The following is a 15,370-nucleotide window of genomic DNA, read 5'->3' as shown; positions in this document are numbered from 1 at the left end:
TTATTGTGCCGAGAGATTGCCCTCTATAGCATCGAGGAGTCAAGCCACAGCAGAGGAGACACCTTCCATGGGATCGGTCCATCGCCGAGAGATCACTGTCGGATACGAGGACGAGGGCAGCGGCGAACCGCTGGTGCTCGTGCACGGGCACCCCTTCAACCGCTCGATGTGGCGCCCGCAGACCGAGCACTTCAGCCGGGCCGGCCGGCGGGTGATCGCCCCGGACCTCCGGGGCTACGGGGACAGCACGATGGCCCCCGATACGGCCGCGGTCCCCGGCACGACTCCGCTGGCGACGTTCGCCCGGGACCTCGTCGACCTGCTCGATCACCTCGGGGTCGAGCGCTGCGTCCTCGGCGGCCTCTCCATGGGAGGCCAGATCGTCATGGAGTGCTACCGGCTCTTCCCGGAGCGGATCCGGGGCCTGGTGTTCGCCGACACCTTCGCCTCCGCGGAGACCGCGGAGGGCAAGGCCGCCCGGTACGCCATGGCGGAGCGCCTGCTCCGCGAGGGCATGGCGGGCTATGCGGACGAGGTGCTGGCCAAGATGGTCTCCCCGCACACGATCGCCACCCGGCCGGACGTCGCCGCGCACGTCCTGGGGATGATGACCACCACGCCCCCCGAAGGTGCGGCCGCCGCACTCCGCGGCCGGGCCGAACGCCCCGACTACACCGAGCTGCTGTCGCGCATCGCGGTGCCGTCCCTGGTGGTGGTCGGTGCCGAGGACGCCTACACCCCCGTAGGTGACGCCCGCGAAATCCACGAGCGCATCCCGGATTCCCGGCTAGAGATCATCGACGAGGCGGCCCATATGCCGAACCTGGAGCAACCGGACGTCTTCAACGCGGCACTGGACGAATTCCTCCACTCGCTGCCGAGCACCGCGGCACCCTCCACGCTGCAAGCCTGAGCACCACCGCCCCCGCGCCACCACGCCCCGCCCGACGACGGCATGCGGGAGCGACCGAACTCCGGCAGCCCCAGGTCATCACTTGACGGCAGAGCCCGTCCCGGCCACCCGCCCGGACGCCGGCAGCGCCCGGTGCGGAAGCACCAGCACGCCGTCACCCCCGCTGAACTCCCCCGCCGGCACGACGAATTGCCGTGGAATGCGCTCGGCCACCGCCGCTCCCTAGCTCTGCACGATCCGGCCGATGGTGGCCACCCCCGCCGCCGGACCGCTCCACCACTCCTCCGGGGTGGTGCGGTGTTCCCAGGACAGTGTCCGGCAGGCCGCCTCCGCCAGACCCGCACCCCGCAGCAGGCCGACGAGGCCGTCTTCGGTGCGCGGGACGTCGTCCTCGGGGGCGAGCGCGGGCAGGGACGGCGGGCACTCTCATCGAACGCCGTCTCGGGCACCCCTCCCCCTCTCCCCCGGTCCGCCACGCGCATTCTCGCCGGCCTCCACCCCGACTACCCCTGGACCCAAGGACGTTACCCACCCGTAACCTACCGATGGGTTACCTCAGGTAAGGAGTGGACCTTACTCTCCAGTCAAAATCGGGTCACCGTACGCCCCACCTGTCCCTCGGACAGCGTACGGACGGCCCGCATCGAGATCTGGAGCAGAAGATGAGGCCCTCCCGTACGACATTGCGCGCCGCGATCAGCACCGTCTCCGCGGCGGTGCTGGCCACCACGGTTCTCGCCGGCGCGCCGGCCACCGCCGAGGCGGCAACGCCGCAATCCGCCCCCGCGGCAGCGGCGTCGGGCTCCCCCTCCGTGCGGTTCGTCGACATCCAGGGCGACGGCGGCACCACTCTCAAGGCGAATGTCTTCACTCCGGCGGGTGCCGACGGCACCCGGCGCTACCCCGTCATCGTGCTGCCCACCAGCTGGTCGATGCCGCAGATCGAGTACATGGCACAGGCCAAGAAGCTGGCCGAGGCGGGCTATGTGGTCGTCGGATACAACTCGCGCGGGTTCTGGCAGTCCGGCGGGGAGATCGACACCGCCGGGCCGAAGGACGTCGCCGACGCCTCGAAGGTCATCGACTGGACGCTGGCCCACACGCCCGCCGATCCGCAGAAGATCGGGATGGGCGGGGTCTCCTACGGTGCCGGGATCAGCCTGCTAGCCTCCGCGTTCGACAAGCGGATCAAGGCAGTTGCGGCGCTCAGCGGCTGGGGCGACCTCGTCGGATCGATCTACAGCGGCCGCACCGAGCACCGGCAGGCCGCGTCGTTCCTGGGCGGCACGGGCGAGCTGACCGGCCGCCCCAGCGCCGAATTCCGCACCATCATGAAGGACTTCCTGGCCTCGAACCTGGACAAGGAGAAGGACCTCATCGCGTGGGGGCGCAAACGCTCCCCCGCCACCTACCTCGACAAGATCAACGCCAATGGCGCCGCCATCATGCTGGGCAACGCCTGGGGCGATTCCATTTTCCCGCCCAACCAGACCGCCGACTTCTACGAGAAACTGACCGGCCGCAAGCGGCTGGAATTCCGTCCCGGTGATCACGCCACGGCCGAAGGGCTCGGGCTGTTCGGGCTGCCCAACGACACCTGGACCGACACCCAGCGGTGGTTCGACCACTACCTCAAGGGCACGGACAACGGCATCGACCGGGAGTCACCAGTGCTGCTCAAGTCCCGTTCCACCGGCGGGTACGAGGGCTACAGGAGCTGGAAGGACGTCCCGTCCGCGCAGCGCCGGATCGAACTCGGCGACAGCAAGCAGATCAACACCAACTGGGACTCCGGCGCCGACGGCGGGCTGGTCATCCTCTCCAGCATGCTGGACCAGTTCCTCCGCCTGCCGCCGATGGCCTCCATCCCCCTGCTGCCGCGCTCCCTGGCCGCCGTCTGGCAGTCCGAGCGCTACGACACCGGGCAGCGGGTCCGGGGGACCACCCGGCTGCACACCACCCTGACCAGCACCGCGGAGAGCGGCACTGCCATCGCCTACCTCTACGACGTGGGCCCGCTCGGTATCGGCAAGCTGGTCACCCACGCGCCGTACACCTTCCACGACAAGACGCCGAACCAGCCCTTCGGCGTCGACCTGGATCTGTTCTCCACGGCCTACGACGTCCCGGCCGGCCACCGTCTCGCGGTGGTCGTCGACACCGTCGACCCGCTGTACAACGAGCACAACCCGAGCGGCGCCCGGCTGACGTTCTCCTCCCCGGCGAACGATCCGTCGTATGTGTCGGTGCCGGTGCGGGATTAGGGGTCACCGCGCCGGACGGCGACGGCGGCTCCCGTCAGGTCTGCTTCCTGAAGGCCCGCTGGGCCAGCAGGTCGTCGGCGGAGAGCACGGCCCCCTCTCCGTCGGTGGCCGGCGCTTCTTCGGTCTGGACAGATCCGTCCACCGGGCCGGGCTCTTCCAGGCGGTTCGCATACGGCGAGCTGGGATGGGCGGCAAGCAGGCGCACCCGGCCGTCGCCGGAGCCGCGCGGGGAGATCGGCACCACCGCAACCGGGAGACCTTCCTCGTCCGTGACGAACAGTTCGAAGTCGTCGTACCGGAAGTGGTCAATGTCCACGATGGGCTTCGGGTAGTGGTGGTACCCGGCGGCCTTCGGCAGCACCCCGGAGTGGGTACCAGCGGGCAGCGGAACCGAGGCGTTGAATATCGAGTCCGTCCACTCGGCCACCTGCTCGGCAGTCTCTATGGGGGTGTCCAGGAGCCGTTGACCGTGGTCGTAGCCGAAGCTCGCATACCCAGGCAGGGTGTCCGGGAATGCTCCGACCACCCGAGCGGCGCAGCGGCGGATGCGGTCCACCTTCGAAGGGTCGGCGCAGAATTGCGCCGACCACTCGATACCGAGCGGCAGAAGCAGGCACAGCCAGCCGTCGTCGTCCTTCACCCACACTCCGCCGCCGTGGTGGTCCTGATACGGGCCGGGCGCGAACGCCCACTCACCAGTTGTCCCGACGAGCTTGACCATCAATTTGCGGCTCGCCCGGTACTGGGAGCTCTCGGTACGGGGCGGGTGGTCCGCCACGGAGATGGTCCACGGAAAGTCTTCGTGCTCCGGGTGTCCCCGTTCCGGGCTGTTCATAGCGATCTCCTTGGTGGAGGAGGTCCCGGCTGCTCCGGGAGCAATCTCACTGGACCGCGCCAATGCACGGGAGAGTTCCAGGTGAATCAATCCACTGCGACAGGAGATTTCTCAGAGAGGTCCGCGAGGATTCCGCGGCGCCTGCCTCCAGGCCCTCGGTTGATGTCAACGCGGCGAAAAGTTGAAGCCGCTAGCACGTCGAGCTGCTGAATGTGGCAGTCATCGAGTGCTCCTGTCGCCGGCTCTTGAAATGTGCGGCACGGGTACACATCGCCCCATACGGGCGATCGTACCTCTGGCCTGGAAGACGCGCCTTCCGGGAAGGCTGACTGCCTGCCGAAGGAAGCTTCGAGATGTCCAGGGGCCACAGCCGGTCCTGCGACGACCTCGTGAAGCCCACCTGGCGTACCACCGGCTCGCACGTGTGGGGGCAGCCGAATGGCAACCCGGTGGATCGCCACGGACGATGGTGCTCGAACCCTCGGCGCGGCGGCAGATCCCCTGAGTCCGCGCCGCACTCGTGCAGGGCACGACCGGCGGCCTCAGGAGGCGATCGCGTGCGGACACCCCCCAGGCCTCACTCCCACCCCCACCCGAAAGCGCGACGGCCCTCGCTGAGAACCTGGCAGTCGCGGGTGACCCTGGCAGCGATCGTGCTGGTCCTCCTCATGACCACGCTGCTGCTGGCGCGGTTCGGCCTCGAGGACTTCGCCCATGATCTGACCTTCGCCGGTCGCCTCGCCGGCGCCGTCCTTCTCGCGGTCTCGTTCACCACGCTCGTGAGCGCCGCCGCGGTCCTGGACCACTGGATCCGGCAGAGCTTCCCCTACTCCGGCCTGGTCGCGCTGATCGGCACGTTCGCGGCCTTGCTGACCAACGCCATGCTCATGGTGCAGACACTCAAGAACGGCGATTCCGCGTTGTTCCCGGCACTGTTCGGCGCGCTCACGGCGGGTTCGGCGTATGCCGTCTTCGCGGTGTGGCGGACGTCGGTCGTGATCCCCGCTCCGAAGCGGGTGGCCGCCGCGGTGATTGTCTCCTCGGTCATCGCGATCGCCAATTTCGGCTACCAGAACCTCTATCAGCCGTACCAGCGACAAACCAGGCCTCTCATCACGGTGTCCATGGGAAAGCCGGTGCTGAGCAAGGACCGCACAGCATTCGCCGTACCGGTCGACATCACCCTCCGGAACCACGGCGACGTGGGTTTCTACGTGCTCGGCGCCGAGTTCCACGCCATGGGAGAACAGGTGCCGCTGAGCCCGAAGGACCGGCTCCGTCGGCAGTGGCGATCCGATGCCGAGCAGTGGCCCATCTCCTCGGATTTTAACCCGCTTTCCCGCCGGGAGATTCACCAGCCCGGCGAGTTGGTCGAGGCAAAACCGTGGATGCCCCAGGGGAGTTGGGTTGAGTCGAACGACACCTACGCCACGCGAGTGGTGGTGCAACTACCCATGAACACGCCGTACGACCAGGTGGCGTTCTATGCCACCGCGAGCCTCGCGCGCAAGGACCAGCTCGTGCTTCAGCCACCGCTCCGCTTCGTGGCGTACTCCTGGGGTAGGGAAAACGTCCCCGGATGGTTGAAGAAGCAACAGAGGAGCGACCTTGACTCTCTCATTTACCGTGCCAGGGTGCACGAGAACAATGCGCTCGACGAACACACAAGGGATCCGCGTTTCATCACCGTCTACTGGCAGTTCGGCACGCATGGCGCGAACGTGTACTCATCTATTACGCGAAAAGGCGAGGAAGGAAGCCCCCTCACCCCGGCGGAACAGAGCGAGGTGCAGAACCGGTACGGCCTCGTTGACCTCATCACCGGCCCGGTCGAGCGGACCCTGTGGGACATCAAGAGCCGGCGGTGACGGGCACCGCCGTGCCGGGCGCGCCGGTACGCCGGTCCAGTCGCTCCAGCCAGGCCACCAGGGCGAGCGAACTGTTCACGCGGTCCCAGGAGTACGAGTCCCCCAGGCCGAGCTGGGCCTCCCGCACAGCCCGGCACAGCACCTCGACGTCGAACATCTCCGCGATCAGCGGATGCCGGGCTGAGCGGCACAGGGCGATGAGTTCGTCGCCGTGTTTCCGCAGACCGCGGGCGTAGAGGTCGTTGAAGGGCACCTTGACCGCCCTGCCCCGGATCGGGGCCGGGAGGAGATCCGCCATGGCCTCACGGAGCACCGCCTTCGGACGGCCCGGCCGGAACGTGGCTGCGGCAGGCAGCCGGCTCATCGTGGCGACGACCTCCGGGTCGAGGAAGGGGTGCGAGAGGAAGAACCCGTCCCGTCGTGCCCGCTGCCAGGACAGCAGGTCGGGAGCGGCGACGTAATTGGCGGCGTCGTAGAGCGACTGTTCCGGCTTGCGTCCGAACACGAACCGGCTCTCCGCGATGCCCGCCTCCCGATAGCCGTGAGCGCGCGCGAATCCGGATCGCAGCCATCCGGGCCGGTTGAAGGTGCCGAGGCCGCCGAGCACCGTTCCGCCGCGGAGGAGCGCGGTGATCCGTTCGGCTGCCAGCGGAAAGGCCGGCTGCACCACGTAGGCGCGGACGATTTCCCGCAAGCCCCGCTCGCTTCCCACGGCCCAGGCACGTGCCTGCTCGGTCATCTGCCGGAGCTGTCCCGTGCGGGCCAGCCGGTGCAGATGGAACGGGTTGGCGTCCGCGATCGGATCGGCCCCGCAGCCGGTCAGGAGCGTGTCACAGCCCAGTTCGGCGGCCGCGGCGTGCAGCCTGGCCCAGAACGGGGCGCGGAAGGCGTGCGCATGAGGCTCGTCGGCGTCTCCCGCGTGGTGCTGGAAGTCGTCGAAGTCGGCTACGTCGTCGGCATCGACGATCACCGGGCGGGCCGCGGGTGTGTGACGGCGGATCGCCTCCATCGCGACGTCGAGGTACGGCCGCTCCGCGGCCAGCTCCCCGCGGGAGAAGCGCCCGGCGAGCAGGACCAGGTCCCCCGCGTCGCCCCGTTCCGCGGCCAGCAGGCGTGCGGCGAGCAGCGCGACGCTGGTGGAGTCGGTGCCGCCCGAGACATGGCATGCCGTCGTCGTGCCCATGCGGCGTCCGACAGCGGTCTCCAGCGCGCTGCGCAACTCCTGCGCGGCCTCATCGAGGCAGGAGCCGTCTGCGGTCGGCTCGGGCGGGTCGGTGGCCCGACGGGCCCGTCGCAGCGTACGGCTGCGCATCTGTCCGGTGAAGGACAGCTCGACCACCTCGCCGCCGAGGACGCGGTGCACCCCGGCGAAAGGAGTGAGGTCCGAGTGCGGTTGTGCCAAGTTCCCGGTGAGGTATCGGCAGAAGTAGCGGGGCTCCAGCTCTGTGACGCTCCCCAGGCAGCGGACCGAGGTGCTCACGGCGCTCACGCGGCCACCGGACTCCCTGAAGAACAGCGGGATGCGTGCCTGCTCATCGCGCGTCAGAAGGATGCGATCGCGGTACACCAGAACAGCCGCGTAGTCGCCGGCCGGCACGGGCGGGGCGGCCCCCTGCCTGCCGGAGTCGTCGAGGAGGCCCCGCGCGCCCGCCGCCCGGTCACGGGCCGAGCCGACCCAGCCGACGACGGCCGCGGTGCCGGCCCGCGAGGAGACCGTCGTCACGAGTCCCTGACGCGCCATGGCCTCGCTGGGCCGGAGCCTCGGTGCGCCCCCAACCCACTCGAGGCGGAGCGCTTCCATGTCAGAGTCCCCCGCAGCCGATCGAGAGCACCGGTGTGAAGGCGTGCCCTCGCGGATCGGCGTCGGGGATGCACAGGCCGCCCGAGACTGTCCACGCGTGCAGGGCGAACGGGTGTTCACGCACGCCGACGTGGAGTACGGCTTTCAGACCACACCGCCGCAGCAGGACGAAGGCCGTCACCGCCTCGGACTTGCAGTCGCCGTTGACGAGCCAGCTTCTGCCGCTGTGTGACTGCACTGCTCGTTTCAGCCGTCCGAACTCCTGCGCGGAGGGGAGGTCCGCACGGGCGTATTCCGGAGCGGCCAAGGACAGCAGCCGGAGGACGCGCCCGAATCCAAGGGTCCGGATCAGCAGGTGCACTCCACCCAGCCAGAGCCCGACGCCGGCGTCCGGGTGTTTTTTCCGGCGGCCCGTCGCGCACCCGGCACGTGTGAGACCGACGATAAGTTCGGCGCGTTCCTCAGGGCTTCCGGAGACGAATTTCTGGACTTCCGTCATCGCCAGTCCGAGAAAACGCGTCCGCTTCCAGTCCGCGATCAGCGCTCCGTCGGACATCCGGGTGACACGGCAATGCGGTGACAGGACCCTCGCCATGGCTGCCACCGCATCGATATCCTCTGCCACCGCATATCCTCCAGGATCCCACCGTGAACGGGGTCAGTGTCAGTGCTGGTATCCGTGACCGTCGTAGAATCCACCGCTGAAGCCGCGGATCATAGAGCCGTTACCGAGAAAAACGAGCCGATGCGGCTTACGGCGCCGCAGCAATCGGAGAAACATCGCCTACCTCCAGAACTGGGCAGCACATCAACTCCAGGCTACTCTCGCCCGAATGCCCCGCAACCGGGCTGATGACGCCAATAGGCCGTCGTTCGGCACCTTTTAGCCCGGGGCCTTCCCGGGACCTATTGGATGGGGTGGTCGGGCGAGGGAAGCTGGATGGTGCGCTCCCGGTCGACGGATTCGACGCCGTCGACTGTCTCCAGGGCCGGTATCCGGTCCTCCGTGACGGTTCCGGAGAGCGTGCCGAGGGCCGGCTGCTCGCCCGTGACCGTCAGTCCGGCCCGTCGCAAGGCCTCGACCACTTCCGCGAACCGGCCGGGGTCGACCGCGAGGATGACCCCGACCGGCGCGGGCCGGTACGACTCGCTCACGGCGCCTGGAGCAGACCCGAGCCGACGTCCCTGGCGGGCTGCGTCAGCGGGAAGGCACCGGACATCAGACCGGCTCTGAGATCGGCCGCGGAAGCGTTCGGGTTTGCCTGGGCGAGCAAGGCGAGGACGCCCGCGACATGCGGGGTGGCCATGCTGGTGCCGCTCAGGCTCTGGTACCCGCCGCCAGGGGCAGCCGAGTGCACGTCCCTGCCGGGCGCGGCGATGTTGACCTCGCCGCCCTGGCCGTTGATGCCGCCGTTGGAGAAGAACGACGGCGTGAGTGCCTTGTCGAGCGCGCTCACCGCGAGGATGGAGGGGCAGTTGGCGGGCCGGCTGACGGGCCGGATTTCCGGGGGCCGATGGCTGTCGTTGCCCGCGGCAGCGACGATCACCGTGCCGCGTTCGAGCGCGCGCTGGGCCAGCTTCTCGTATGTCTGCGGGAAGAGCTCACCCGGTCGGACCCCGGCGCCGAGCGACATGGAAATCACTCGCGCGCCTTGGGCGACGGCCCAGGCCATGCCCGCCAGGATCTGGCCATCGGTGCCGCTGCCCGCGTTGCTGAGCACCTTCGCCGCGAGGATCCGGGCCTCGCAGGCCACCCCGTAGCGGGGTCCCTGCCGGGGGTGTTCCGGACCGGCGACGGTGCCGATGCAGTGCGTGCCGTGGCCATTGCCGTCCTCGACGGCCTCGCCGGGCACGAAGGAGGCCGACGCCTCGATGCGCCCGACCAGGTCCGGGTGGTCGGTGTCCACGCCGGTGTCGATGACGGCGATCTTCACATCGCGTCCGGTCAGGCTGGACAGATTGGCCCGGATCGCCTGCAGGCCCCAGGTCCAGCTCTGCTCGTCCATGGCCGGGCCCTGGGCAGCGGCGATTTCGGCCATGGTGTGGTGGGCGACCACTTCCTCGTCGCTGCGGTAGGCCGGGAAGAACTCGGTCGGCGCCTGCTGCGGGGCGGTGATCGGCAAGGCGTAGACCATGCGCTCCGGTTCTGCCGCGATGATCGAGGATTCCGCCTCGGCCGAGGTCACCAGCGCGTGGCGCTGCTCGGGCCGCACCTCGACAACGGCGGCGCCGAGTTCCTCGAAGAGCACCGAGACGTCGGGGCGCTCAAGGAGTTCGGCGACATGCGCGGCCTCGGTTCCTCGGACCCGTTCGACGGACGCGATGTCGGCGGAGGCACGCAGTGCGTTCAGGCCGCTCTCCTGGTCACCCGGTTCGAGCAGGACCACGTATCGACCTGTGTAATCCGTGCCCTGGCCCATGACGGGGCCATGAGGCTGATCGGGATGCCCGCCGAAGGCGCGCCTGTCCATAGGTCCGTTCGCCATTGAATTTCCCGCTCTCTGTGCGCTGCCCCCGGTTCGTGGACGCGCGCCGATTCACGGAGTGTCAGGCGCCTAAGGATGGTGGGGCGCGGATCAGTCGCGTATCGACGCGTAGTGCCGTCGCCTGTAAGGCTGTCCGTCGCCAGGCCGTCGGCATTGCCCCCTGTACACCGTCTCACCGGGCGCCAAGGCCTGCAACACAGCGCCACCACCCGTGGCTCCAGCTCCATGAGGCCCAGGCCGAACCGGCCGACCGCGTGCTTCGGGAAGGCGAAGAGGCATTGCCACCCGTCGACCGTGCCGGTGGATGCCGGGTGCGCGACGTTGTGCCCCGTGCGATAACGGCAGCATGACAGAGACCCCCATGGCCACGGCCGCGGAAATCAAGGTCGGCTTTTCCGGAGACGCGGCCAGGAAGGCGGCCTGTGCGCTTGAACTCCAGGGTGGCGAGGGCCGCAGTCGCACCCTCTACTTCTGGGACAGTCCGAGGAAGAGCGGCGACGGCATCTCGTTGCCTTTCCTCGACCGCGGGGTCATCTTCCGCCTGCGTCTGGAGGACGGGGACCATGGGTCCAAGCGCGCAACGGACATGACCGTCAAGCTGCGGCCGTGCCCCCGGCTGCCGCCCGACTGGCGGAAGAACCGTAAGGATGAGGACGGGGCCTGGGACTTCACGATCGAGGAGGACCGGACCGGCCCCGCCTTCACGCCCGTGGTGTCCGCCTCGCTGCAGGCCGACCGGAAGGTCGAGGCAAAGCTCGTCGAGTCGGCGCTCAGACCCGGGCCCGGAGCGCTGGACCACCTCCTCGCCAAGCCGCACCGCCACCTTCTGGAGGACGCCGCAGGGTTGAAGCAGGGCGACCTCGCGGACCTGAGGGCGCTCGGCCCGGTGTACACCGTCAAGTGGAAGCAGGACTGGGGCACGCTGCCGCCGGTGGTCATCGAGGAGTGGATCGCCAAGGACCTGCGCTTCCTCGAGGTGTCGGTGCGCACGAGCACGGCCGACGCGGCTGAGGCCGAGAAGCTGCTCGAACAGGCCCTGCGACAACGCCACGTTGCCCCGCCGCGATGCGGCGAGACCAAAACCCGGGCCGTGCTGACCGCCCTCGCCCGCGACCTGGCACTCTGACGACGGCGTCGGCAACGGCATCCGGTGGCCGACAACTGACTCGGGCGCCCCCATCCGGCCCGGACGGGTTGGTGCTCCTCACGCTCCTGCCGCAACCTGGCCTGGTCACCGATTGACCGCGCGCCGGCTCACCAGCCGCACCTGCCTCGGGAAGGCGTTTCACCATGGCGGAGCGATCACCCATCATCTACCTGCGGGGATATGCCGGGCCGCCGAGCGGTGTGGACAAGCAGGTCGACGACCCGTTCTACGGGCTCAACAGCGGCGCCACCCACATTCGCGTCGGCGGGGAGGGGACGCCGTGCTTTTACCAGTTCGAGGGTCCCCTGCTGAGGCTGATGAGCGACGAGGGCTATCAGCTCCTGGTACGCGGCGATCAGCACGCGTATCTCCAGTCGCAGGCCGATGGCGCGGTCGCGCCCGAGTCCATCTGGGTGCACCGCTTCTACGACTGTGCCGCGTCCACCTTCGGTACGTCCGTCACCGCGGCCCCGGAGGAGTTCGACCTCGAAAAGGCGGCAGAGCGCCTCTATGACTTCGTCCAGCTCGTCCGCCGGAAGACCGGCGCCCCCAAGGTGCATCTGGTTGCCCACTCCATGGGGGGACTGCTCGCACGCTGCCTGATCCAGAAGGTTTCCCGCACGGCCGATCCGCGCACGGGTGAACCTCGCTGCCCCGGCAGCGAGCTCGTGGACAAGCTCTTCACCTACGGAACCCCGCACGGCGGCATCGCCTTCGACCTCGGCGGAGGGCTCGCCGACTGGGCGATGGAGACCTTCGGGCCGATGGGATCGGACATCTTCGCCCCTGAGCGGATGTACACCTATCTGACCCCCGGGGCATCCCACGGCGACGATCCCCCGCCGGACTGGCGGCCCAACGAGATTCCGGCGGAGGCCTTCGACGCGCGCCGGGTGTTCTGTGTCGTCGGGACCAACGCGGCCGACTACGGACTGGTCGAGAAGGCGGTCGGACCTCGCAGCGACGGGCTGGTCCATATCGACAACGCCTATGTGCGCCACGCCCACCGGGCCTTCGTCCACCGCTCCCACTCGGGCCGCTACGGATTGGTGAATTCCGAAGAGGGCTACCAGAACCTGCGCCGCTTCCTCTTCGGGAACTACCAGGTTCGGGCAGACCTTCGCGGCCTGGACCTGCCCGAGCAGCCCTCCGGTGCATCACGGGTGTGGCAGGCAGAGGTGCGACTGGCCGTCAGGGGCTTGCCGACCGTCATGCACGAGCAGCGCGCGGCCCACTACTGCCCCGTTCAGCTGAACCAGGAATCCGCCCGGCACGGCTCTGCGGAGGGCGACGGCAGTGGTGTACCCCTCGCCACCGCTTTCCTCCTCGACCGCATCAACGTCCGTGACGGCCGGGAAAGCGGGCTGACGCTCCGCTCCCGCTACACGCTGGTGCTGCGCGTCTTCCACCTCGTGGAGAAGAGCGGCCGGTTCTTCTGGGAGGACCACCTCGAGCAGGTGCCCGACTGGGAGGACACGCTCATCGTCGACGTCGGCCGGCGCGGCTTGCACGAAGAGACGGGAACGCAGGCCTGGGCGGCATGGAACTCACGCGTCCCCGGCAGCATCGACGACACCGACCCGATCGCCGCGGAACCGTGTCGCATGGTCGAGGACGGCGAAGACCTGCACACCGAGATCCCGATGCCCGAGGTGGTCCGTCCCATCCTCGGCAGCGAGTCCCGACTCCGCCTCACAGTGAGCCGCTTCAGCTGAGCTTCAGTCGAACGAAGCCAGCTGCCGGTGTGCGGACCAAGCGCGCAGTGCCACCTTGTCCTTGAAGTTTCCGACGTTCGTATCAACCGGGTGGTCGGTGTACTGGTGGAACATCCACGGGTTCTGAATGTTGGGCTGACCGGGCTTGCCGTTGTACTGGGCTATCCACAGGCCGTCCCCGGCGAAGGACGTAGTGTCACGGTGGAGCCAGAAATCCCGGTTGCAGTAGAGCACTGTCCTGTGCCCGGACGTGCGGTGCTGCACGCGCTTGATCCAGTTGTCCTTGAAGGAGTTCGAGAAGCCACGGTCCTCCCAGTCGAGGGCGAGGATATCCCCCTCCACCAGATTGATCTTGGAGAGGAAGAAGTCGGCCTGGTCTTCAAAGGATCCGGGCCGGGCGAAATGATAGAAGCCGGTCACCAATCCGGCGTCTCGTGCGGTCTTGCGCTGAGCGACCCACCTGGGGTTCGTGTAGGTGGTCCCCTCCGTGACTTTGATGAATACGAAGGCGAATCCGCCGGTGTGGTATTTCTCCGGCTGGAACGACGAGACATCGATTCCTTTGATGGTCATGGTCAGCTCCTCAGGTGGCGGCGAGGCGCCTGGCGATCCTCGCGCGCATGCTATCCATCGTGAATCCCTTGGGATCGATCTTGCCGGGCTGCCACTCCAGGTGGCCGATCACGCTGCCGGCGTGCCAGCCGTAGGCACGGCAGATCGCGGCCGCTGCCTTTTCGACCGCCTCTAGTTGCTCCTCCGGCCAGGGGTCGATTCCGTCGCCGAGGTTCTCGCATTCGAATCCGTAGAACCTCGCGTTGCCGTCGGTGTTCTGCTCATTGTCAGGAGGCAGCGGCCGCTCGTCGATGACGGCCCGAAGCACATCGTCGTCACCCGAGCCGGCGTGGTTCGTGCGACCGTTGCCCACCATGTAGACGACTCCGTCCTTGCCGATGACGCCGTGGCACAGCGGGCCGGGGAGATCCGGGCGGCCGTCATAGCAGAGTTTGACGGTGGCCTTCGTGTCGGAAGTGACGGTGTGATGGATCATCACACCGTTCACATTGCTGAACGGACCCTTGTGGTTGCGGTTGTGGTGGCGCCAATCGCGGGTCTCCTTGATGACCAGGTCTTCGTTGCGGAGTGCCTGGAGCATCTGGTCCGCGGTCAGGGGTGCGGCCATGGTGTCCTCCCTCCAGCGATGGAGGGTTCCGGAACGGAACCCCCCGTTGCGGGGGACTCAGTCGATGGAGTGCTGTGGTGCGCTACGGGACCGCCTGCGAGAGTCCAGGTCACAAGCCGTCCCTGGAACCTGCCGTGATGATGGGCTGGTTGCCCGATGCCGTCCGAGACGAGGCAGTGGAGGAACGGACGTTCCCATCCCATGTGCTGCCGTAGGTCGCGGATGGCATCGCCGTGGACTTCATGGGCTCCGGCGTCTTGGTTCCGGTAGCTCGAGCCGCCGTTCCGGTAGCTCGAGCCGCCTTGAAGTCACGTGATCGCCCGCGCCCGTCCGGGTCCGTACCTTCCAGGCTGCCGACGCCGGCGTTCACCGGCGCGCCGGTCCAGGGGGACTGCCCTCACTTCTTGTCGACGGCGGTGAGGGAACCCTCCCAGAGCACTCACGGTCTCTCTTTATTTTCGCGCTGCGCCTCGACTGTGGCATCTGGATCAACCTGCCCGGCCGGAGCGCGACGCAGACACCGGAACCACCGTCGGCCTTGTGCGCCGCCGGGCCTGCCGGCCGGCCGGAATCCTGGACCGTCTCCCCGCCGAAGCCTCGTGGAACTGTCTGGGGTCGGGCGGCGGCGCCCCCGCGGTGTGCGGTGCCCGCCCCCGCGGAATGATCACAGGATGAGGAACGACCACCCGCACCCGCACCTGCCCACCACCGAGTCCGCCGTCACCGCCATCCGTGAGGTCGCGGCCGAGTACTGCCTCGACCTGACCGTCACGGACGACATCGGCGCGGACCGGACCTCCCGCCGTACCGCGGCCGGGGTGTTCACCGTCCTGGACGCCGACGGCTCGCTGCCGCATGAGGCCTTTGTGGAACTGGGCGGGTCGCCCGCGGTCACCGTCCAGGTCTTCCCCGAGGACGATGCGCGGATCACCGTGGACGGGGTGGAGTTCGCGGATGTCCCACGGGATGCGGTGCCGGCGTTCCTACGGTCGGTGTACGGCGGTCTCGCGCACGTCAGAACGCGGGTCTTCCCGCCGGGCCAGTGGCTGATCGTGCCACTGCCCGGCGACGCGACGTACAAGGAGCCGGTCTTCGGCGGCGGGCTCAGTCCCTGGCTCGCGCGCAGCATCCGCTGAGGCGGGGACGGTGGGGCCGTACCCG

At 68.5% G+C, this 15,370-nt stretch carries 13 protein-coding genes and 1 pseudogene; 6 read left to right on the top strand and 8 right to left on the bottom strand.

Annotated features, from left to right (window positions below):
• The first annotated feature begins 67 nt into the window (after positions 1–67).
• The gene (locus ABR737_RS36670) at positions 68–913 is read left to right on the top strand and encodes an alpha/beta fold hydrolase (protein WP_350255478.1); all 846 of its coding nucleotides are present in this window, start codon (positions 68–70) and stop codon (positions 911–913) included.
• 78 nt (positions 914–991) lie between these two features.
• Here ABR737_RS36670 and ABR737_RS36665 read toward each other — a convergent pair whose 3' ends face one another.
• Positions 992–1,126, bottom strand: coding sequence for a hypothetical protein (locus ABR737_RS36665; RefSeq protein WP_350255477.1), 135 nt, complete (start codon positions 1,124–1,126; stop codon positions 992–994).
• A 449-nt stretch (positions 1,127–1,575) separates the two neighbouring features.
• Here ABR737_RS36665 and ABR737_RS36660 point away from each other — a divergent pair, with 449 nt between their 5' ends.
• Entirely contained in the window at positions 1,576–3,177 is a 1,602-nt protein-coding gene (locus ABR737_RS36660; protein ID WP_350255476.1) for an alpha/beta fold hydrolase, read from the top strand.
• A 34-nt stretch (positions 3,178–3,211) separates the two neighbouring features.
• Here ABR737_RS36660 and ABR737_RS36655 read toward each other — a convergent pair whose 3' ends face one another.
• Positions 3,212–4,075, bottom strand: a complete 864-nt coding sequence (locus ABR737_RS36655) for a DUF6424 family protein (RefSeq protein WP_350255475.1) — start codon at positions 4,073–4,075, stop codon at positions 3,212–3,214.
• Between the two features lie 605 nt (positions 4,076–4,680).
• Between ABR737_RS36655 and ABR737_RS36650 the strand changes: the two genes are divergently transcribed.
• Positions 4,681–5,880 (top strand): hypothetical protein, encoded by a 1,200-nt coding sequence (locus ABR737_RS36650; RefSeq protein WP_350255474.1) that lies wholly within the window; start codon positions 4,681–4,683, stop codon positions 5,878–5,880.
• Here ABR737_RS36650 and ABR737_RS36645 read toward each other — a convergent pair.
• The 4 genes from ABR737_RS36645 to ABR737_RS36630 form a co-directional block, all read right to left on the bottom strand.
• Positions 5,864–7,621 carry an asparagine synthase-related protein gene (locus ABR737_RS36645; protein ID WP_350255473.1) on the bottom strand — a complete coding sequence of 586 codons (1,758 nt, stop codon included), beginning with the start codon at positions 7,619–7,621 and terminating at the stop codon, positions 5,864–5,866. The two genes, ABR737_RS36650 and ABR737_RS36645, sit on opposite strands and share 17 nt — an antisense overlap.
• 61 nt (positions 7,622–7,682) lie before the next feature.
• Positions 7,683–8,306, bottom strand: coding sequence for a lasso peptide biosynthesis B2 protein (locus ABR737_RS36640; protein ID WP_350255472.1), 624 nt, complete (start codon positions 8,304–8,306; stop codon positions 7,683–7,685).
• A gap of 281 nt (positions 8,307–8,587) precedes the next feature.
• A complete protein-coding gene (locus tag ABR737_RS36635; RefSeq protein WP_350255471.1) occupies positions 8,588–8,836 on the bottom strand; it encodes a hypothetical protein in 249 nt (82 codons plus the stop codon).
• Positions 8,833–10,167 carry a S8 family peptidase gene (locus ABR737_RS36630; RefSeq protein ID WP_350255470.1) on the bottom strand — a complete coding sequence of 445 codons (1,335 nt, stop codon included), beginning with the start codon at positions 10,165–10,167 and terminating at the stop codon, positions 8,833–8,835. The genes ABR737_RS36635 and ABR737_RS36630 overlap by 4 nt, the downstream gene beginning before the upstream one ends.
• Before the next feature lie 346 nt (positions 10,168–10,513).
• Here ABR737_RS36630 and ABR737_RS36625 point away from each other — a divergent pair, with 346 nt between their 5' ends.
• Both ABR737_RS36625 and ABR737_RS36620 read left to right on the top strand, forming a co-directional pair.
• Positions 10,514–11,293 (top strand): hypothetical protein, encoded by a 780-nt coding sequence (locus ABR737_RS36625; RefSeq protein ID WP_350255469.1) that lies wholly within the window; start codon positions 10,514–10,516, stop codon positions 11,291–11,293.
• 164 nt (positions 11,294–11,457) lie between these two features.
• Complete coding sequence (locus tag ABR737_RS36620; RefSeq protein ID WP_350255468.1) at positions 11,458–13,029, top strand: esterase/lipase family protein; 1,572 nt, start codon at positions 11,458–11,460, stop codon at positions 13,027–13,029.
• A gap of 3 nt (positions 13,030–13,032) precedes the next feature.
• Here ABR737_RS36620 and ABR737_RS36615 read toward each other — a convergent pair whose 3' ends face one another.
• Together ABR737_RS36615 and ABR737_RS36610 are read right to left on the bottom strand one after the other, a co-directional pair.
• Positions 13,033–13,602 (bottom strand): glycoside hydrolase family 25 protein, encoded by a 570-nt coding sequence (locus ABR737_RS36615; RefSeq protein WP_350255467.1) that lies wholly within the window; start codon positions 13,600–13,602, stop codon positions 13,033–13,035.
• 13 nt (positions 13,603–13,615) lie between these two features.
• Positions 13,616–14,209 (bottom strand): annotated as a pseudogene (locus tag ABR737_RS36610) (N-acetylmuramoyl-L-alanine amidase); the annotation flags it as partial.
• Between the two features lie 671 nt (positions 14,210–14,880).
• On the opposite strand from ABR737_RS36610, the gene ABR737_RS36605 reads away from it, so the two are divergent.
• Positions 14,881–15,345, top strand: coding sequence for a hypothetical protein (locus tag ABR737_RS36605; RefSeq protein WP_350255466.1), 465 nt, complete (start codon positions 14,881–14,883; stop codon positions 15,343–15,345).
• Positions 15,346–15,370: the final 25 nt, after the last annotated feature.

It is taken from the genome of Streptomyces sp. Edi2 (genome assembly GCF_040253635.1).
GTDB lineage: Bacteria > Actinomycetota > Actinomycetes > Streptomycetales > Streptomycetaceae > Streptomyces.
The sequence above is the reverse complement of the archived record's forward strand: the minus strand, read 5'-3'. Positions and strand labels throughout refer to the sequence as shown.